Origin of the sequence: Sphingomonas trueperi, from assembly GCF_040545965.1 — a bacterium.
GTDB classification, from domain to species: Bacteria; Pseudomonadota; Alphaproteobacteria; order Sphingomonadales; family Sphingomonadaceae; genus Sphingomonas; species Sphingomonas trueperi_C.
Genome location: NZ_JBEPMV010000004.1, coordinates 189,565 through 210,497, shown reverse-complemented (window position 1 = coordinate 210,497; position 20,933 = coordinate 189,565). Strand labels below are relative to the sequence as shown.

Here is a 20,933-nt window from a genome sequence, read left to right as displayed (position 1 = left end):
CGCGGGGGAGAACAAGATGCACTTCGATCGACGTTCGCTGATGGCCGGCGCCGCGGCGCTGGGTGCCGCCGCCGCGCTGCCGGGCGCCGCGCGCGCGGCTTCGGGCTTCGTCAGCAAGCGCCCGCCGCTGGCCAAGCGTCGCTTCGTCAGCAAGGCGGTGGAGGCCGAGATCGCGCGGGTGAAGGCGCGCATCGCCGATCCCGAACTCGCCTGGCTGTTCGAGAATTGCTACCCCAACACGCTCGACACCACGGTGGAGATCGGCACGCTCGACGGCCGGCCCGATACCTTCATCATCACCGGCGACATCAACGCGATGTGGCTGCGCGACAGCTCGGCCCAGGCGCAGACCTATGTCCATCTCGCCGGGCAGGATCCGGCATTGCGCCAGCTGTTCGTCGGGCTGATCCAGCGCCAGGCGCGCTGCATCCTGGTCGATCCCTATGCCAATGCGTTCGAGAAGAACCCCAAGGCAAAGTCGTCGCTCGAATGGTCGCAGGTCGACGTCACCGACATGAAGCCGGGCGTCGCAGAGCGGAAATGGGAAATCGATTCGCTGTGCTACACGATGCGGATCGCGCATGCCTATTGGACCCATACGCGCGACAAGACGCCGTTCGACGATCTCTGGTCGCAGGGTGCCAAGCTGGCGGTCGCCACCTTCCGCGTGCAGCAGCGCAAGGCCGGGCCGGGGCCATACCACTTCCAGCGCCAGGCGGTGGCGCCTACCGACAGCGTGCCGATGGGCGGCTATGGCGCGCCGACGCGCAAGATTGGGCTGATCCACTCGATGTTCCGCCCCTCGGACGATGCCTGCGTCTACCCGTTCCTGATCCCGTCCAATCTCTTCGCGGTCTCGGCGCTGCGCAAGGTCGCGCAGCTGCACCGCGAAACGCGCGGCGATGAGACCGCGGCGAAGGACGCGGAGGCGCTTGCCGACGAAGTCGAGAAGGCGCTGCACGAACACGCGCTGGTGCCCGACGGCAAGGGCGGCAAGGTCTGGGCCTATGAGATCGATGGCTTCGGCAACTGGATCTTCATGGACGACGCCAACGTCCCCAGCCTGTCCGGCCTCGCGCTGATCGACGCAGCGCGCCGCGACGATCCGCTGTTCCGCCGCACCGCCGACCTCGCCTGGAGCGACCGCAACCCCTATTATTTCGAGGGCAAGGCCGCGAAGGGGATCGGCGGTCCGCATATCGGGCTCGACATGATCTGGCCGATGTCGATCATCACCCATGCGCTGAACAGCGACGACGATGCCGTGATCGCCCAGTGCCTTACCTGGCTGAAGACCACGCATGGCGGCACCGGCTTCATGCACGAGAGCTTCAACAAGGACGATCCCGCCAAGTTCACCCGCGCCTGGTTCGCCTGGACCAACGGGCTGTTCGGCGACCTGATCCTCGATCTCGAGCGCCGCCGCCCCGCGCTGCTCGCCCGCACCTACTGATCCCCTTGCTTCTACGGAGCCGATGCCGATGACCGTCGCCACACGCCGCCAACTTCTGCTGGGCAGCGGCACCGCCGCGATCGCCGCAGCGCTGCCGCGCACCGCCTGGTCCGCCGCCTTCGAAGCGGCGCGGCCCGATCTGTTCATCGGCACCGGCGGGCACGGCCATACCTTCCCCGGGCCGGCGCTGCCCTTCGGCATGGTCCAGCTGGGGCCGGATACCGACAACAGCCGCTGGGACGCCTGTTCGGGCTACCACAAGGACGATGCGACCATCATGGGCTTCTCCCATACGCATCTGTCCGGCACGGGCATCGGCGACATGCTCGACGTGCTGGTGGTGCCCAGCCGCGGGCCGCTCAAGCTCACGCCCGGCACGCTGGAAAAGCCCGAGGGCAGCTATCGCCAGCGCTATTCGGACGAGCATGCCGAGCCCGGCTATTACCGCGTTCGGCTGGAATCGGGCGTGCTCGCCGAGCTGACCGTCACCGAGCGGACCGGCCAGCACCGCTACACCTTTCCCAAGGGCGAGGGGCATATCCTGATCGATTTCGCTCATGCGATCATCGACAGCTGGGACAAGGGCACCTTGGTCGAGGACGCGTCATTGACGCTCTCCCCGGACGGGCTGCTGACGGGCAGCCGCAAGGTCAATCGCTGGGCCAAGGGGCGGCACATCCATTTCGCGATGCAGCTGTCGCGCAAGCCGAGCCGCGTGCAGTTCTTCGGCGACGATGATGCGCCTGCGCCTGCAGGGGCCACCGGCGTCACCGGCAAGCGGCTCAAGGTCGCCTTCTTCTTCGACGATGCGGGTGCCGCGCCGATCGAGATCAAGACCGGCATCTCGGCGGTCGACGTCGCCGGTGCCAAAGCGGCGCTCGCGGCCGAGGCACCCGGCTGGGCGTTCGACGCCACCCGCGCGGCGGCGGCCCGGACCTGGGCGCGCGAGCTCGACAGCATCCGCGTCGAGGGCGGTACGCCCGCGCACCGCACGATCATGGCAAGCGCGCTCTACCATGCCTCGCTGTCGCCGACGCTCTTCACCGATCGCGACGGCCGCTATGTCGGGCTCGACCGGCAGGTGCACCGGACGACCGGCGACGCGCCTGCCTACAGCACCTATTCGCTGTGGGACACCTATCGCGCGCTGCATCCGCTGCTCACCCTGATCCGCCCGGACATGGCGGCGCGCTTTACCCAAGACCTCGTCCGCCAGACCCAGCAGAGCCCCTATGGTCCGCCGGTCTGGCCGCTCCAGGGCGTCGAGACCGCGTGCATGATCGGCTGGCACGCCGTGTCGGTGCTGGCGGAAGCGCGCAACAAGGGCATCCAGGCCGACTATGCCGCCGCCTGGCCGAAGATCCGCGCGCGCGCCTTCGACCGCAATTTCCCGGACATCGACAGCACGCTCGGCCGCGGCTTCTATTACGATCTCGGCTATGTGCCCGCCGACAAGATCTGGGAGTCGGTCAGCCGCACTCAGGAATATGCCTATGACGACTGGGCGATGGCGGTGCTCGCCGAAGCGGCCGGGGCGCACGACGATGCCGCGGCCCTGCGCAAGCGCGCGCAGAACTATCGCAACGTGATCAGCACCGAGATCGGCTTTGCGCGGCCCCGCTTCGCCGACGGCAGCTGGTGGAAGGACTATGATCCGATCCAGCTCGGCCACAACCCCGACAAGCAGCGCGACTATACCGAGGCCAATGGCTGGCAGGCGACCTTCCTCAACCAGCACGATGTCTACGGCCTGATCGATCTGTTCGGCGGCGACCAGAAGTTCGAAGCCAAGCTCGACGCGCTGTTCACCGCGCCGTCGACGCTGCCCAAGAACGCGCCGCCGGACATCTCCGGCCTGGTCGGCCAATATGCGCATGGCAACGAGCCCAACCAGCACGTCGCCTATCTCTACGCCTATGCCGGCGCGCCGTGGAAGACGCAGGCGATGGTCCGCCGCCTGTGCAACGAGATGTACAAGGCCGATCCGGACGGCGTGATCGGCAACGACGATTGCGGCCAGACCAGCGCCTGGTTCATCCTCAGCGCGCTCGGCTTCTATCCGGTCGATCCGGTGAGCGGCGTCTATGTGTTCGGCTCGCCGCTGTTCGACCGGGCAGAGATGCAGCTGGGCGGCGGGCGGAGCCTGCGCATCCGCGCGGCCGGCAATGCTGCGGACCGGCCTTATGTCCAATCGGTAACCTGGAACGGCAAGCCCTGGACCCGCAACTGGATCGGCCATGCCGATCTCGCGCGCGGCGGCGAACTGGTCTTCACCATGGGTGCCAAACCGTCCCGCTTCGGTGCTGCCAAGGCGGACCGGCCCCCATCCTATGGCCGCCTGTCGCGCTGATGAAGGCACGGGGCGTCCATGGGACGCCCCGTAATCGTTTGCATGGAAACCAGATTGTAACCTTTCGGCAACGCTCCGCGAAATATCGCAATCAAATTGCTTTTTTAGGTAACCTGCTTGTTGCCCAGATGAAACCAGCATGACACCTTCTTGGAACCAAGCCCGGTAAGGCCGCTTGGGGCCCTAGACGCGAACACCGCGCAGCCGCGCTCCCCGGAGCATGGCGGTCCCGATCGGCCGGATGTTTCCGAGGCCTTGGCCAGCAAGAGGGGACTTGTTCATGATGCTACGGGGAGTTTGGGCCAGCAGTTGTTGCGTGGCCGCGTTGATGGCGGTGCCTGCCGCCGCGCAGACCAATGACAATCCGCCGGTCTCGATCGGCGATCCGGTCGCTTCGGCCAAGCTGGCGGACACGCCGGACCAGGATGCCGCCGGCGGCCCCATCGTGGTCACCGGCACGCGCATCGTCCGGCTCAACAACCGCTCGGCCGCGCCGATCGTCACCACCACTGCCGCCGAAATCGCCGCGCAGGGCGCGACCACGATCGAGGAAGTGACCAACCGCCTGCCGCAGGTGCAGGTCAATTCCGAACAGAATTTCAGCGACTCCGAAGGTCGCCAGCGCATCAAGCTGCGCAGCCTGGGCTATGAGCGCACGCTGATGCTGATCGACGGCCTGCGCATCGGCCTGCCTAACTCGGTCGACGTCGGCATCATCCCGAACGCGCTGGTCGATCGCATCGACGTGCTCACCGGCGGCGCCTCGTCGGTCTACGGGTCGGACGCGGTCGCGGGCGTGGTGAACTTCGTTCTGAAGAAGAACTTCACCGGCATCCGCATCGACGGCAACTACAGCTTCTTCAACCACAACAACCGCAGCAGCGCAGTGACCGATGCAGCGGAGCGCGCTGGCTTCAATGCGCCGACCGGCATGACCAATGATGGCGGCCGCGCCGATGTGAGCATCGCCGCGGGCACCAATCTGTTCGACGGCAAGGTCAACATCTCGGCCTTCGCCGACTATCGCCAGTCGAGCCTGGTTCGCCTGCGCGACCGCTCGAACGCCGTCTGCGAAGTGATCACCAGCAGCCGCACCTCGCCGCTCGCCTGCTCGCGCGCCAGCTACACGCCGGCCGGCACGATCATCCCGGGCGGGGTCAACGGTACGCAGTACGTCAACAACCCCAATGGCAATGGCACCTTCATCCCGATCAACAGCGGGGGCCCGGGCAGCTCGGCCAATCCGTATGACGACTTCGCGTTCCAGCGGCCGTTCCACCGCGTCAACGCGGGCGGTTTCCTCACCGCGCAGCTCGACGATCACATCGAGCTGTACAGCAACGTGCTGTGGTATCGCGACAAGTCGTACAACACCCAGCTCAACCGCACGCTTTCCTACAGCGCCTTCGGCAGCACGCCCTACCAGGTGAATTGCGACAACCCGTTCCTGTCGGCCTCGCAGGGCCAGACGCTGTGCGGCGCGAACGCTGGCCTGGCCGGGCAGTTCGCATCGCTCGACGTGCGCTATCGCTTCGATTCCCAGCCCCTGGTGCAGGACCAGTATATCAATGCAGGCTATCGCATCACCGCGGGTCTGCGCGGCCGGGTGCTGGACAATGTTTGGTCCTATGACGTTGCCGGCATGCTGTCGCGCGCCCAGCTCGATACGATCGACGAGCCCTTCGCCAGCCCGGTCAAGATCAATCGCTCGCTCAACGTCGTGAACGTCAACGGTCGCCCGACCTGCCGTTCGGTGATCGACGGCAGCGATCCGGCCTGCGTGCCGTTCAACGCCTTCGCACCGTTCAACAACGATTCGGCGCTGAACAACTATCTGTACGGCGGCGCGACCGGCGGCATCGCCAAGCGCATTCCGCGCCTGCTGCAGTTCGTCGGCACCGTGAGCGGCGATCTCGGCAAGTACGGCGTCACGTCGCCGCTCGCCGAACAGGGCATCGCGATCGCGATCGGTGCCGAATATCGCGACGAGATGGATCGCACCGACTACAACGAGATCTTCCGTCAGAACAACGGCAGCGGCGACAACGTTCGTGCCACCCAGAACATCCTGGAAGGCAATATCGAAATCCAGGCGCCGCTGGTCGAGCACCAGTCCTGGACCAACCTGCTGCAGCTGAACGGCGGCTATCGTCTGTCCAAGTACAACCGGCTGGACGACAAGTTCGGCACGTGGAAGATCGAGGGCATCTGGTCGCCCGTCGAAGACATCACCTTCCGCGCGTCGATCAACAAGTCGCAGGCGGCGCCGGGCGTCGGCGCGGCAGCCAGTGCTTCCAACGTGTTCTGGAACACGGGCTTCTATGCGGATCCGTGCGCCCCGCAGATCAATGCGTCGAACCCGAACGGCCCGCGCGTCGCGCCGTCCTGGACGCCGCAGCAGTGCGCCCGTACCGGCCTGCCGACCAACCTCTACAACAGCACGACGCTGATCTGTCCGAACGACGCCTGCACCGTGCGTGAGGGCGGCTTCTCGCTGCGGCCGGAAACGGCATACAGCAAGACGTTCGGCGTGGTGCTCCGCCCGCGCTTCGTGCGGGGGCTCACCGTGTCGGTTGATCGTTGGCTGATCGACCTCCAGGACCAGCTCGAGTTCTTCAACCCGCTCGACTGGCTCAACGGCTGCCTGACCACCGGCAATGACTATTACTGCCGGGGCATCAAGCGCAACGCGGACGGCACGCTGTCGAGCTCGCCGGCTACCAGCCCTGCGACCGGCTGGGTCTCGCGCGGTTCGACCAACGGCTACAAGTCCAAGTCGCATGGCTGGGATTTCCAGGGCCAGTACAATACCGGCCTGGGCAGCATCGGTTCGCTCGACGTGAGCTTCAACGGCACGCTGATGACGCTGGTCGGCAGCCAGGGCGCGCCCGACATCGAACCGCGTGACTGCACCGGCTATTTCGACAGCGGTTGCGGCGAGAGCATGCCGACCTGGGCGCACCAGTTCCGCACCACCTGGACGGCGCCGAGCCGCGTCGCCAGCCTGTCGCTCAACTGGCGTCACCGCAGTGGCATGCCGCGGACGGTCTACGCGCCGGCCAGCACCGGCATCCCGGCGCTGCCGGAAGCCGACAAGCGCGATGCGTTCCAGGGCATCAAGGCCTATGACTGGTTCGACCTCGCGCTCACCTTCGACATCAACAAGCGCATGACGTTCCGCCTCGCGGCGAACAACATCTTCGATCGCGATCCGCCGATCGTGCCGGACAGCCGCAGCCGCATCGGCCTGCTGCGCGGCAACACGATCATGGGCTACGACCTGCTGGGCCGCCAGCTGGTCGCGGGCGTCTCGCTGCGCCTCTGACGCACGGGTTGCGTTCCTCCGGAACTTCGGTTCCGGGGGAACGTACGCAGCAGGGCTTCACCCTGCGACGGACGACCGTTCCAGTCCCAAACGCAGCAGATACTCGCCTGTCGGAATCATTGGCTAGCGGCGAACAACATTCGTCCGCTCTCCGATAGCCAGCAGCTTGTCCGACTTGTCTGCACGAGGACGGCGGCGAGTTCCGCGAGCGCCTCACGGAACAACAGGCTCGTAAGAACATCGTGCGCGTCGTGGCGCTGCCCGACCAGAGCCGCGCCAGCCGGGCGACCCCAGCGTTTGCACAATCCACATTGATACGCCCTTCGGCGCTCAGCATCGCAACGCGGGTGGCGCTTGCCGCCAGGTCGATGACATTGCCGGCGATCTGCGACCGCGCCGGGGAAGCGTGCTCGCGACACCCCAGCGCCGCGAAGCACGGGGCGTAGAGCACCCCCGGGCGGTCCGTTCATCCGGCAACGGTGCGGAACATGGCGAAGCTTCTTTCAAAGGTCGCGGACATAGCGGAGCGCCAGCGCGCCATCGGCCTCGATTGGCAGTCCGTTGGTATCCGCGATGCCCGAGGTGCCCTTCGCGATGAACTCGGCCGAGGCCGGGTTGCCGGCGATATGGTAATAGCCGACCGCCGCCAGACTGACATAGCTGCCGAATTCATATTTGCCGCCGAGCTGCGCGCCCAACGGTCCGTCGGTCAGCTGGTCATAGGCTTTGTCCGGTGAGGGGAAGCTGTCGAACAGTCGCTGCCAATCATCGCGTGACGGGACGCGCCAGCCAGCCGGGGGCGACAGCACCGAAGCCGATGTGGGATTGTATAGCCGGCCGTAGATCGCGCCATTGCTGTCCATGTCGTTGTATACGCGCGAGCCGGGCTCGGCGTAGTCCAGATTTTTTGCCATCCACAACAGATTGTTGAGCAGCACGATCGGGTAGGTCTGGTTATCGCGCGGATCGACGAAGACCATCATCTGCAGATAGACGCTGTACTGCATTGCGTTCAAATACGCGCCCTGCCCGTTCCGCGCCTGCAGCGTGAAAAGCACCTGCTCGCTTTGCGTGACGGTGGGTATCGTGATCGTCGCCTGATCGCTGTCGAGCGGCATCGGCGTTGCCGGAAATACTGCATATTGTCGCGAATTGGGCGCAACCAGCGGCTTGCCGTCGGATGTCGCGGTTGGGTAGCTCGAAAAAAGCTGGACGCTGTTCACGTCCGCCATCGTCCAGCGGAGGGCGATCGGCACCGGTATGTTGGGTCCCGGCACCTGCACCACCGGAGAACCGGGTCCGAAGAAGTTGAGCAGTCCGCGCGTCGGCGGCGGCGCCTGTTTGATGATGTCGAGCACCACCACCCAGGGATCGAACGCCTTGCCGTCGGATCGGCGGAAACCGCTGAAGTTGAGGACCATCTGAGTGTGCCCAATCGCCGTCATCGAGACGATCTGGCTGAGGCTGAACGTCACATTGGCCTCGGCGCCCGTGCCGAACAAATTGGTGTTGCCGCTCGCTGGCGAGATCCGCCAGATCGGCTGCGGATCGTTCGCGGTGGCCCCCACGATTCGCCAGCCTTCCGTCTGGTCGATGTAAACGCCGCCCAGGATGTTCCAGGCCGATCCTATCGGTGGATTGGCGCGATCGGCCGCGTCCGCCGGCGCGATCGCGCCGGAGGTGCTGCCGTAGACAAAGCTGACCGAGACTTGCGCCGTGGTGGGCGGCGCTTCTCCGGTGTAGAGCGGCCCCGGCCCGACATTCTTGATGTTCAGGTAAAGCGTGTTGGCGAGCGGGTCTTGCGCGCCCGAGACATAGATGGCGCCCTGATTGTCCAGCGATATCTGCAGCCAATCGGAGAGCTTGGGATTGCCCTGCTGTGATTGGGCGATCAGCGGCAGCGGCGTGGTAATCTGGCGTGGCGCATTGGCTATATTGGCGATGTTGACCTGGAAGGTGCCGTCCGCCGGCGAGGCGCTGCTGAACACGCCGACGATGTCGAAGGCGAGCTTGCCGAGCCATTGGCCGCCATCGCCGCCCTGATAGGTGAGCGTCAGCATCCCGCTCGCGGCGGCAAACTGCCAATCCGCCAGAACGATCGACATCTGCTGATATTGGCCGGCGTCGATATAATCGGGCAGGTAGATGGTGAGTTTTGATGCGCCGGGCGTTAAAGGCAGCGCAGCACCGCCGTTATCCAGTGAAACCGACACCGTGGTGTTGACGCCCGTCTGCACGGCCGGTTGGCCGGTCGCGGCGTCAACCGCGGTCATTGCGATTTGCACGGTCGCGCTGGCGGCAAGCGACGCGGCGGCGGGGTCAGTCAGATACATCGATCCTCTCCTCAGGCGTCGGACGGCTCGACGTCGGCGGCACGATCCGGCTCCTTTTGCAGCCGCGTCCAGCCTTCCAGCAGCTGCTGCGGGGTGTAGCCGAAGGCTGCCACTTCGGTACCGGCATTGGCGCTGAGCGGTAGCGGCTCGGCCTGGCCCTGCTGAATCCAGCTCCAGCCATAGCCGGATTCAAGCGGCAGCGGCAGCACCAGCCCGCCCGAGCGTCGCAGCACCGGTCGAGTAATGAAGCTCACCTCCAACCGGTTCAGCGCAGCGCCGTATTGATCCGGGGGCACCGCGATCTGCTCGACGGGAAGAATGCCCGACGTGACGTGCACCGGCGCGCGCGGGTCCATCAGGAAGGTGATCGCGATTGGCGTGGCGTTGAGCGTCACCGATAGCGTGTCGGGGGACGGCTGCACGACGCCGTGGTCACCGCTCGCCGGCGCCTCGGGCGCATAGAACGTACCATAGGGTCCGACGCTTCCCTGCCCGTCGATGAAGAAACCGATCATGCCATCGTCGATATTGGCGAGGTTGCCCAGTTGCAGCGGAATCGCGAGCGATTGCAGCCCGGCCGCGCCAGTCGCTTCCCGGTCGGGATAGCGGAAGCGGTTCGCCTCCACATCGTTGGTGAAGTCGGGATGGACGCTCGTGTCCGCTTGGCTCACCGGTAGCACCCCGCCCGCGGTCTCGATACCGATCACCGCCCGCGTGATTACCAGCGGCTGGCCGATCAACACGGCGAGGTTGACGTTCTGGGCGTAATTCGCCGGATTGATGAAGCCGGACGAGGCCGCGATCGTGGCTAGCAGATCGCTCAGGAAGTCGGCGTCCTGCCGGTCGATATGCCACATCAAATCATAGAGGTGTGGGTTGACCTTGGGTGGAGTCTGCCAGGCGCCGATGTCGATCGCGAGCGAATCCCCCGGATTGTCCGAGTTGTCGGCACGGGTGCGATAGACGAGCGCGCCATGTTCGACGCCGAAGGAACCGATCTCCTCGCCGCCCGGCTGATAGAAGACGAGCGTTTCGTCGAGGTGATTGGGCAGAACGATACCGCAAATCGGCGAGGTTGCCGGGTGACTGTTCGTCTCGACAAAGTCGGCGCTGAGCGAACTGTCGTGCGTTGCGGAGAGGAACTTGAACCAGACGCGCGCGGGCGGGATCAGCCGCGGGGGCAAATACAGGCTCTGCGCATGGGCGGTGTCGCCGGCCACGGGCGCCAGCGGGAAGGCGGGGATCGCGTCCTGCGAGCCGTCCGCCCGCATCGCCGTGGTCTTCAGCGTCATGCGCTGGCCGAACACGTCGACCACCTCGAGCGAGCGGATCGTTGCGAAGCCTCCCCGCAACGGCCCGAAATTGGCCTCGGCGAGCGGCCCGAACGATATGGGCGCGACCGCGTTGAACGCGTAACTGTACCAATTGTCGTAGCGCACCGCGCGGGCCGCGTCGTCAAGGTCGCTGGTGACGGTGTCGCGGCCGCCCTTGATGAGATCCTCGACCGGCACCCGCGCGATCTGCGTCCGCAGCAGCATCTCCTGATTGTAGCCGCCAATACCCTGCGACATGATCCGCGCCTGCGAATAGAGCGCCCGTGCCTTGTTCAGCGTGTCGTTACTCGGGTCCTTAGGGTAAAATCTCTCATATTGGTCGATCTGCGCGGTCAGGCTGCGCGTCGTCTGCCGCGATAGCGTGACCGAGCCGCTATAGGTGAGCGGCGTGCCCGTCGTGAAGTTCGCGCCCGGCGCGTAGGTGTAATCGACGCGGTCCCCATTCAGAGCGAAATTGGTGGTGATCGTGCCGGGCGCGTAGGTCCAGCCGGAAGCGCGACTGAGCGGATCGAGGGTCGCTTCCCAGATCAGGAACACCGGTAGGAACGGATCCACGCGCGTCGGCGTGAACTCCGGCAAGGACGTTTGCGCGCTGAGCGCCGTGCCATAGGGCGTCCAGCCGGTGCCGGCGGCGTTGGTGAAGGTGAAGCCGAGCGCGATTGGCGCGGTAACCTGTTGCACGGCATTTTCGATCGGTGGCGCTCCTGGCGCCTGCAACCGCGTATAGAGGCTTTCGGGCTGACCCGTGGGCGATGGCGGATCCAGTGGGCTCAGGCCGCCTTGCGCCGCGTTGAGCGCGGCGACGAAGCCGGCCGGATCGGATATGGCCGGGTTGCCGTCGCCGGGCAAGGCCGCGGCTGCCGTGGCGACATTAGCGGCGAGCATCGGAATCAGCAGCGCGCCTTCCGCGACCAATGCCTCAACCTGCCGCCGCATCGGTGTCGCCGCGGTGATCACCGGTTGGCCAGGCACGGCCGCCGCCGCCAGCGTGAAACCGGCGGTACCCGCCTGGATGTCCAGCTGATCAAGGATCTCCGCCGCGATCCGCGCCGGGGTGTTGGTGGCGTCGCCATTGCGGCGAACGGGCTCGATCCGGTCGCCTTCCATCACCAGTACGGGATCGGTCGGCGCCCAGAACGGGCGCTCCGGGGTGGCCTGCAATACCCAGTCACTTTGATCCGGCAGCGCCGCGCGCACCGCCTGCCATGCGGTCCATACCTGCGCGGCGAGTGCGGGGCCACTCGACCCGCTCGGCGGCGGGTTCATGCTGGTGACCGCGCCGGTGGTCGCGTCGACGACATAGTCGAGCATGCCCACCGCTTCGCCTCGTGCCTGCACATAGCCCAGTTCGCAATCGGGGCCGTTACTGTCGATGAAGGCGGCGAGGTCGTCGATCGTGACCTTGAGCAGATTGCCGTTCGGGTTCACGTAAGCGGCGACATAGCGCAGCCAGTCCATGAACAATTGCCGCCGGATCGTATCCAGCTCTGCGCGGCCCTGATCGTAGGCTTTTTGCGCGGTGTTGAGTTGGGCGAGCAACTCGGCAAGCGCGAGCGGCAGCGTGACTTCGTCCTGGCCCGGTGTACCGAGCGTGGCGCGTGATTGGATCGCCCAGACATAGCCGCCGAACTCTTTGGCGAAGCCGCGGCTGTGCAGCGTTTCGTCGAGCACGATCAGGCTGTTGCCTGCCTCCTCCAGATCGTGGAGCAAGCCGAGCTGTAGCGCGTCGAGTAGTTGCTCGACGTCGCTTAGCTGCTGCGCGGTCGCATCAGGTGGTGCCAATTGCGACTTGATCAGCGCCGACAGTCCCTCGATCGCGGTGTTGCCGGCCGCGAGGGTGATCTGATCGTCGCTCCACACCGCATTGGGCTGGGGTCCGTCGGGATTGTTGAGAAAGTAGGTGGTGCCGGGTGTGGCCAGCATGTCCCACACCAGCTCCTGCGCGATTCCCGAACAGAGGCCCTGTTCCGGCGCGTCGAGCGTCGCGATCGTCTTGTCGGGGTTGATCGTCCAGGCGATGTCGGCGGTGTTGAACGCGAGCCGCCAGTTTTGCTGCGCCAGCCGGGCGAGTTCGTCGGCCGGCGTGATCGCGACGGTCGCATTCTGCGCATTCGCCGAGGCGACATACGCATCATACGCTTTGATGACTTGCGCACCGAAGCCCGCGAACACGTCTTTGGTCGGATCGCGCAGCCATCCGATCACCTGGTAGGAAACACGAAAGCGGATCGCGCTGTTGTTGTTGATGGCAGCCGCGATGTCCGGCGCGTCGGCGAAGCTGTCCCAGAAACCGAAGACGGAATTGCATTCCGGATAATAGGATGAAAAGGACGGGCCGACGAAACCGATCGAGTTCAGATAGCAGGGCGGGTACGCGGTCAGATAAGATCCGGCGCCGTCCGGCCCGTTCCAGTCGGCATAGTCGCGGACCCGGCCCATGTAGCGGAACGGCTGCTCGCCCGCCTTCGGCGCAAGCGGCAGCGGAACCGTGATCGCCGGCCGAGTGACGCCCCAGGGGTCGGGGGCCAACTGCGGCTGGACGAAGTCGCTCTCCACGATGAAGGCCTTCGCCTCGACCGGGCCATAGCTTTGCGCGTTCGTGTCCCAGCGTTGGAGGTAGCGGATCACCAGCCAGGTGTCCGGCGCGGCCGGGAAAACCGGATCGCCGCCTTCCGGTCCCTGTACGCCGCGGCGATAGACGTCGGGCAATTCCCAGTGCAGGTGCATGCCCGCCTTTAGCGGCGCGATCGGCGTCGCGTCGCTTTCCAGAGGCTGGAAGATCGCAGCGCCGGTGCTCGGTACGGTCGAGCTGCTGGTATACGGCATGGATTCGAACTGCGCGACGCGGCCCTTGTAGTTGCTGGTGAGCAGCTGGGCGTCGTTGAGGTTGACGCGCAGCGCGCGCACGTTGAGCGGCAGGATCGCTTGCGTCATGAGCCGTAATCCTTGATGAAGCTGACCGAACCGACACCCTGCGTCATCTCGAAGCCCATTTCAGCGGCGTCGATCTGGGCACGACCGTTGACCTTGGCGATGCAGCCGGCGAGCGCGGTCATGTTGGCGACGCGCAGGTGGTTGCCGCGAAAATCGTCTGAGACGTTCTTGGTGACGAACTCGGGACTGAGCGTCACCTCGCCGTCCTGCACGGTGAAGGTGTGGATGTTCTTGCAGGCGTTCACGCTGCTGCTGCTCTGGCTGAAGGCGTCGAGGCCATAGTGAAGTTGTTCTGGCGGCTGATGAATGTCGACGCGAAAGGCGTCGCCTTTCACAAGACAGATCAGCACGTCCGACTGGTCGCCGAGCGTCTCGTACCGCAGAATGTCGAGCAGGACGATCTTGACGGAAGGATCACGGTCGTGGTCGGCGGGCGTGTTACCTTTGGGATAGACGTTGACGCCCATGCCCGGCGTGTTGGAAACGAGTTTCGAACGGAGCAGAAAGCCGGTGATCACGCTTTCCGGCGGATCGACCGCGGGTACGCCCAGCGCGCGGGCGCGCAGATTGGGCGTACCGGCGAGCCCGAGCGGCGTCGCGTGCGCGGTCGCAGCTGCCTCGATCGCTTGGCGGGAGACCTGGGCCTGACGGCCAAGGGTGCGGCCGATGCTGAGCGCGCCGTCTGCCAGCGTTTCCGTCCAACCGAAATCCAGCGTGAAGAAGCGGATCGATTCCGGCGGCAGCATGCGCTCGTCCGGGACCAGATAGGCGAACGGCACGCCCTTCAGCAGTTGCAGGCGCGATAGCCAGTCCTGCAGTTTCTTGGGCAGCGGCAGCTCCTCGGCGGCGGCTGCTGCGCGCGGAGGGCTGGCAAGCGCCGCCCGGGCGGTCGCGACGAAGGACAATCGTGCTTGCAGATGATCGGCCATCTCACTCCCTCCCGGCGAGCGCGTGCATCAGCAGGGGATATGCGCGCTCGAAGCTGGTGACGCCAGGTTGCTCCAGCCGCAGCGAGACATGTTCCGGCAGCACCGGCGGTGACAGGGACGCGAGCCGCTCGGCGAGTATCTGGCCGGACACGTGCGTCATCAGCTGCTGATGCAGCCCCTGTTTCCAGCTGTAGAGCGGCACCGAAAAACTCTGGTCCTGAAGGGCGACGAGGCGCCCGATCGTCCAGGCTGCGGCATAGGACATGTCGAACATGCCCGTCGTCGGATCGAAGATCAGCCCGGCATCGGGGGCGGGCAGGGGGAGCACCGGCGGCGCGGCGGGATTAGGATACGGCGCGAGAGGGCCGCGATACCAGGAAATGGTCTGCTCCCCGGTGCGCATCACGGTATCGACCGGCACATAGCCCATCTCGAAACCCGCCTTCAGGGCCGCATTGTCGCCGGCATAGGGAAGCTGCAGCACGGTACGCTTGTGCCCATTCGGGCCGATAGCACCCTCGTTGAGCGCAAGCAGAGAATCGACAAAGCTGGCCGGGCTGCCGGTGCTGCGGAAGCGCCACGCACGGAGCACCGCCAAGCGGATCGCCCGCCCCTCGTCACCTGTCTGCACCTCGGCCTTGCAGTCCGCCGGGAGATAATCCTGCAGTCCCTCCAGCGACACCAAATAGCAGCGGGTATTGGAGCCGTCCTGTGGCAGTCGGTTCCCGAATACGATCGAGAAAGCGCCGGCGGGCTGGCCGACATCGGTCACCGACGTGATCGTCGGCTTGGTGAGGAAGCTGACTTCGCGAACATGCGCCATCAGCCGCAGGTCATCGATGGTGGGCGCGATCTGGCGGAACAGCGCCAACGGCACATCCACGAACTGGATCGCGCTGTCCATCGCCTGGCCCGGCTCGAGATCGGAGGCGTCGCCGCCATTCGAAAAATAGGAGACGTTGCCGCCCAATGTGCTCTGCGGGTAGACCGAGATGGGGAACAGATCGCCGATCACCCCGGTTACCGGATCGAGCACGAAGCTGCCATTGTTGGCCGCATCGACATCGTCGAGCAGCATGACCCAGAGCCACGTGGGGATGTCGCCCACCGCGTCGGGCTCGGGATGCGTCTTGGTGGGGCTGCGCAGCCAGGGCAGGTTGGTGAGCGGGAACACCGCATGGGGGAAGACGGTGTCATATTGGCCGCTGGAATTGTCCGGCGGAAAGACCGCGAAAACCGCCGAATCCGGCTTCGCGAAGGCGAAGCGATCGCCCGCGACGGCGAAGTCATAGTGCAGGTCGATCGGCTCTTCATTGATCGTGGCGCCGTTCGAGTCGGTCAGCGTCTGGGCGATTTTCAGCCGATAGGTGCCTGCCTCGAAGCCGGGTATGTCGTTCTGGATGAAGGTCACCACTTCGTTCAGAAGCTGGTCGGTCGAGCTCGTGTCGCTCATCGTGAAAACGCTCCTGTCAGGCCCCGAGCTGGCGGATCATCGGCCAGCCGGTAAGGGCCTTCACTTTGGCCATGGTGGTGAGATCGATGGCATCGGCCGGCAACGTGCCGAAGCCGGCGGCGACGAGATCGGTGGCGACGGCGGCGCGCTGCGCTATAACCCATGGGTCGACGAGCGATTGGAGATGGTAGCCGTCGTTTTCGAGCGTGTGCGTTTCGTTGCCGCCGATCTTGATCTTCAGATCAGGGGCGCTCCGGTCGGGCGGATCGAGCGCGATCGTCCAGCCCGGCACGATCGCCTGCTCGGCATCGTAAAAGCCGGTATCGTTGCCTTGCGCGAAAAGCAGCTCGATCATCGGCACCGCGCTGACCCTGTCTGGCTTGCGCGGCACCGGCGTCAACGTCAGCCCGACCAAGCTCTGCGGCAACAACGCCGGCAGGTTCGGGTCGGAAGAGACGTCCTGGACCTTCCACATCGCGGTGTTGGATGCCAGCAGCACCGGGGCGACTTGAACGTCGGTGATCGGATCGGCGAAGCCGTCGCCATCGTGTTTGAGCAACGAGATCGACAGTTCGGAGGTGACGTTCTTCTTGTTCATCGGCCCAACATCGAGCGTCGGATACCAGACTTGGGTGTCGCTGTAGGTCTTGAGGCCCGTCGGCAGGGACAGGAAAGGCTGACCGGGCGTCGGATCGGACACGCGCCAGGCGGCGACATCGTTCTGCAGCTGGAACTCGGCATTCTCCGGCTGCTGCCATCGCGCGGCATTGGCCGGGATCGTCGTCGAGATCTCGATCGAAAAGCCGTTGGCGGCGATGATTGCGTCGTACCCGGGTACCGCCGTGCTGACGAGGCCGGACGACACCGTCACCTTCGCGATGTTGGTGGTCGGTGTGGGGTTCGGATCGGTCGCGAGCCGGAGCGCCCGGCTCGGCGCGGCCGCGAGCGCGATTGGGGCCGGGCCGGGCGTGGGCGACGGAGTCGGCGTCGTATCCGGTGGGAGAAAGCTTTGCTGGAAGCTCGACCAGCCGACCGGTTGCGGCGCTGCAGGCGCTGCACCGAAGTTGATCGTGAAGGAGACGACGTCGAGATCGACATCGGCCTTGCCGCCGAACTCCGGCCCCCAGATGAACAGGTCGGCGCCTGCCTGCAGCTTGATCGTGAACAGGCCAAGATCGACCGAAACGCCCAGGCTGACATAGCTGTCTGCCTCGTAATGGAAGGGCGCCCAGGCGATCAGCAGATCGATGCCAGCGTCGAACCAGGCGCGGATCGGACCGCCATCGAACACGGCGTTCATCTGGAAGCCGGCCATCAGCATCGCCGGCGTCAGCGCGAAATATGCGCTGCCACTGACGCTGAGCGGCCCGAGCGCATAGCCGATCTTGATCCGCGGCACATTCGGATAATGATCGGGCCGCTTGAAAGAGGGGAAATAGCCCCCGACCGAAACGACGAAATCTCCGGCATTCGCGCCGCTGAACCACAAGCAGAGCGCAAACCCGCCCTGCACTTTGACGAAGCCGCCAAGCACATAGGATTGCGGGGACAGCACGCCTTCGAACGACAGCAGCCCGCTCGCTGGCGCGAAGCTGGCGACGAGATCGGCTTCGATATAGGCGATCGGTGTCGCGCCATCGGTCGGGAGAGTCGCGGCGAGGCTGCCCAAAATGCCAATCTGGAAATCGACTCCGAACGAGACCGTGACCAGAGCGAACGCCTCGATCATCTCGAACGAGCTGAACTCGATCCCCACCGCGATCCAATATTCGCCGGGCTGGTCGACGAAATACTTCTGCAGCTTGGGCAAGACGCTCTGGACCGTTGCCACGGGCGTGGCCGCAGCCGGAGGCGCGTTCTTGGGCAGCAAGACGTAGCCGGCGAGATCGTCGATCGTCGGCAGGATCAGGCTGCGGTTGATGCCGATGCCGCCGGCGATCGCCTTCAGCTGCAAGTAGGGCGGACCACCCAGCGGAATCTCGACATTGGCGTAAAGGAAGAACGATGCCGGATCCGCATCAGGGCTCCAGCCGCCAAGCGCCGAGAAGCCGATATTTGCGACCTTCACGGTCACCTGGCCGTAATAAGAGGTTCCGCTCGTCTCCTGGACCTTCAAGAAGCCGCCGGCGATCTGGATGGGCGGCCTGGAGAGAGTGAGGCCAAGTCCGTTCAGCGAAAAAACGGGCGCGAACTTGTCCAGAGGGCTGCCGACCGACAGCCCGATCATCGAGAAGGTAAGCGGCCCGAGCGAGACGCCTGCGTCGAGCGCGAGCGTCAACCGGTTGTCGATATAGCCGGCACCGATCCGGTCGAACTGGAAGATGCCGATTTGCTTGTTGACGTTGATCCACTTGTAGGACGCGTCTCCGGGCGTGGGCGTGGGCGTGGGCGTGGGCGTGGGCGTGGGCGTGGGCGTGGGCGTGGGCGTGGGCGTGGGCGTGGGCGTGGGCGTGGGCGTGGGCGGGACCAATGCGCCGCCGCTCGAGCTGGGCGTGGGCGATGGCGCTGGTGCGGGCGTGCCTCCGCTCGGCGGCGGCGTGCCGGCGAGTTGGAAATGCTGCGTCCAGCTGCCCACCCGCACGTCCGCGGTGACGTTGACGCCCGCCCCCAGACCGTCCGCCGGAAACGGCACCACGCCCAGGGGCAGCAGCGCGTTCACCTCCCCAGCCACTGTCTTGTCGAAAGCAGCCGTCGCGTAGACGCCTTGCAGGTCGGTTACCGCCAAGGCGAAATCGGCAGGCAGCTTGTTGCCGACGATCGGAATGTTGGAAAGGTCGATTGGAATCCCGACGTCCAGCCCGAAGGCCATCCGGTTTTGGGTGTCTCTATAGAAGACGAACTTCACATCTTTCAGGTCGATTTCGATGTCGATCGGGATATCGTCCGCCAGGCTGGGCGAAATGCCTGCGATCAGTTCCTTGAGCGTAACCGCGTCCCGACCGCCGGCGGCCGGCTGATAGGTGGCGATCAGCGTGTCGCTCTGCTGGTTCTTCGCGTCGAATACGATGTCGAACTGATATCGCGAAACCTGCAGCGTCCCGCGCAGCGTCGTCTCATATCCGCTCGCGCCTGGCAGAGGCTCGACGTCGAGCAGCACCGTCAGAGTGACGACGATGTCTTCGGAGAACGGCATGATGATCTGCGCGCCGAAATGAAAGGACTTGTCGGCGGTGTTGAATTGCAGATCGAGATTCTCGACGCCCAGCGCGGCAAGGAACCCCGGTACGTCATGTTTGCTGCCGAAGGTGTTGAAGATCGCGCCGAACAGATTGCCGACCGGGATGATCTGATCGGGGCCGGTCTGACCCGAAAGTATCCAGCCGTCCGCCCCCTGCGGCTTCACCGCCGACAGCGTGATGATGATGTCGTTGTCCGGATTGGAATCGACCTTCATGCCGAAAATACCGACGATGCCGCCGGACGTTTTTGGGGTCAGTTTGGGATCGTAGAGCGCGGCCACGTCGATTTCGGTCAGCGTGATCGAAGGAGTGTGGATGACTTCCCAGTCCGACTTGATCACCGCGTCGAAATTATACTGGTTAGTGTCGGGCAGGATCGTGAGCCCGAATGTCTCCACGTCGAACGCCGGGAAGTCCGTCAAGTCGGGTACGAACGTCTTGAGCGCATCGGACAGGTGCAGGACCGAATCCGTGGCCTGCGCGACTGACAGCTGATAGCCTCCGGTCGACATGGTCTGGAAGGAGAGGATGACGTGATAGCTGCCGTCAATCTCGATCGTAGCGGCCGCGCCGTAGGTCACGGAAACGGGCTGCGCCGCATTGTTGACGGTGAGCTGGAGATCAAGCTCCGTCACCGCCAGATCCGGTATCAGGCTGAAGATCTCGAAGCCCTTGAGATCCACGGTGACGCCGACGGCGACCGCAGGAAAACTGATCTTGTCGGTGTCGATCTGCAGTTGCAGCGATGTGAGCGCGAAGCTGTCCGTTACCTTGTCGATTTCGGTCTTGATCGGGGACGGCAGCGCATCGAACGGATCGACACCGCCGATGAAGGTGGCAAGTTCCTCGAAACTGGTCAGCGTCAGCCCGACAAAGTCGATATGCAGGGTCAGCAACGACCCGCCCGAGGGCAGGCTCGCGCGGACGGTCCCGGTCACGCCGCCGATCGTCATCCCGGCGATGAGGACGGCCCGGCCCAGCGCGATCGGGGCACCCGGCTGGTCCTGAATGTTGACGGATTCGAATGCGAATGACACTGCCGGCAGCGGCACGCCGACGAGCTCGGAATTAACGGAAACGGTGGTGAGGCTGAACAGCGGTAGCGTGAAATCGGCGATCGGCCCCGCGAGCGCCATCTGCGTCCCTGACGGCAGCACCGCCGTCAAATAGGGAAGCACCGCCAGCGGATCGATCCCGCCGGTGAGGCTGAGCCCAGGGGCAAGCGTGCGCCCGGTCCCGGCATCGGCATAAGGCAAGGACGATAGGACCAGCGCGCCTGTGCGCACCGCGATCGAGATCAACGTTCGGTCGAGGAGCGTCGGGAAGAGCGCCCCAAGCGCGGTCCCGGGGGGCAGCGCGATCGTCGCCTGCATCTGAAGCGTGCCGCCGGGCTCGGTAAGAAGCACCGTCGTTACCGCGTCTTTGATCGCTACGATACCAGTCGTGCCGCCGACCGTCAGTTGCGTGCCGTCGTTCGAAAGCGCAACCGCGGCGCCCGCCACCTTCAGCGTGCCGGTTTCGGGATAGAGCCGACCGATCAGATCCCCAAGCGCGGAGGCGCCAAGCAGGGCGCCGGTAAGCGCCAGCGACCCGTCGGACTGTATCGCGTCTTTGAGCGTCTTTTCGAGCTGTTGCAGGCTCAT

The 20,933-nt window shown here is 65.1% G+C and carries 8 protein-coding genes; 3 read left to right on the top strand and 5 right to left on the bottom strand.

Features of this window, described 5'->3' with window-relative positions; genetic code table 11:
• The first annotated feature begins 16 nt into the window (after nt 1-16).
• The 3 genes from ABIC35_RS12575 to ABIC35_RS12565 all read left to right on the top strand — a co-directional run bounded on the left by ABIC35_RS12575 (nt 17) and on the right by ABIC35_RS12565 (nt 7,128).
• Nucleotides 17-1,453, top strand: coding sequence for a glycoside hydrolase family 125 protein (locus tag ABIC35_RS12575; RefSeq protein ID WP_121078957.1), 1,437 nt, complete (start codon nt 17-19; stop codon nt 1,451-1,453).
• Between the two features lie 28 nt (nt 1,454-1,481).
• Nucleotides 1,482-3,803: a GH92 family glycosyl hydrolase gene (locus tag ABIC35_RS12570; RefSeq protein WP_121078955.1), complete on the top strand. Its 2,322-nt coding sequence runs from the start codon at nt 1,482-1,484 to the stop codon at nt 3,801-3,803.
• A 316-nt stretch (nt 3,804-4,119) separates the two neighbouring features.
• A complete protein-coding gene (locus ABIC35_RS12565; RefSeq protein WP_354278464.1) occupies nt 4,120-7,128 on the top strand; it encodes a TonB-dependent receptor plug domain-containing protein in 3,009 nt (1,002 codons plus the stop codon).
• A 503-nt stretch (nt 7,129-7,631) separates the two neighbouring features.
• Here ABIC35_RS12565 and ABIC35_RS12560 read toward each other — a convergent pair.
• From ABIC35_RS12560 to ABIC35_RS12540, 5 genes are read right to left on the bottom strand one after another with little or no spacing between them, the layout of a single operon-like run.
• Nucleotides 7,632-9,461 (bottom strand): FISUMP domain-containing protein, encoded by a 1,830-nt coding sequence (locus ABIC35_RS12560; protein ID WP_121072281.1) that lies wholly within the window; start codon nt 9,459-9,461, stop codon nt 7,632-7,634.
• Between the two features lie 11 nt (nt 9,462-9,472).
• Nucleotides 9,473-13,729: a hypothetical protein gene (locus ABIC35_RS12555; protein ID WP_121072279.1), complete on the bottom strand. Its 4,257-nt coding sequence runs from the start codon at nt 13,727-13,729 to the stop codon at nt 9,473-9,475.
• Nucleotides 13,726-14,658 (bottom strand): hypothetical protein, encoded by a 933-nt coding sequence (locus ABIC35_RS12550; RefSeq protein ID WP_121072277.1) that lies wholly within the window; start codon nt 14,656-14,658, stop codon nt 13,726-13,728. The genes ABIC35_RS12555 and ABIC35_RS12550 overlap by 4 nt, the downstream gene beginning before the upstream one ends.
• A 1-nt stretch (nt 14,659) precedes the next feature.
• Nucleotides 14,660-16,111: a hypothetical protein gene (locus ABIC35_RS12545; RefSeq protein WP_121072275.1), complete on the bottom strand. Its 1,452-nt coding sequence runs from the start codon at nt 16,109-16,111 to the stop codon at nt 14,660-14,662.
• 16 nt (nt 16,112-16,127) lie between these two features.
• Nucleotides 16,128-20,933: a DUF6603 domain-containing protein gene (locus ABIC35_RS12540; RefSeq protein WP_354278463.1), complete on the bottom strand. Its 4,806-nt coding sequence runs from the start codon at nt 20,931-20,933 to the stop codon at nt 16,128-16,130.

Coding starts and splice junctions, on each gene's coding strand:
- ABIC35_RS12575 (WP_121078957.1), top strand. CDS start 17: ATGCACTTCGATCGACGTTCGCTGATGGCCGGCGCCGCGGCGCTGGGT.
- ABIC35_RS12570 (WP_121078955.1), top strand. CDS start 1,482: ATGACCGTCGCCACACGCCGCCAACTTCTGCTGGGCAGCGGCACCGCC.
- ABIC35_RS12560 (WP_121072281.1), bottom strand. CDS start 9,461: ATGTATCTGACTGACCCCGCCGCCGCGTCGCTTGCCGCCAGCGCGACC.
- ABIC35_RS12555 (WP_121072279.1), bottom strand. CDS start 13,729: ATGACGCAAGCGATCCTGCCGCTCAACGTGCGCGCGCTGCGCGTCAAC.
- ABIC35_RS12550 (WP_121072277.1), bottom strand. CDS start 14,658: ATGGCCGATCATCTGCAAGCACGATTGTCCTTCGTCGCGACCGCCCGG.
- ABIC35_RS12545 (WP_121072275.1), bottom strand. CDS start 16,111: ATGAGCGACACGAGCTCGACCGACCAGCTTCTGAACGAAGTGGTGACC.
- ABIC35_RS12540 (WP_354278463.1), bottom strand. CDS start 20,933: ATGAGCCTGCAACAGCTCGAAAAGACGCTCAAAGACGCGATACAGTCC.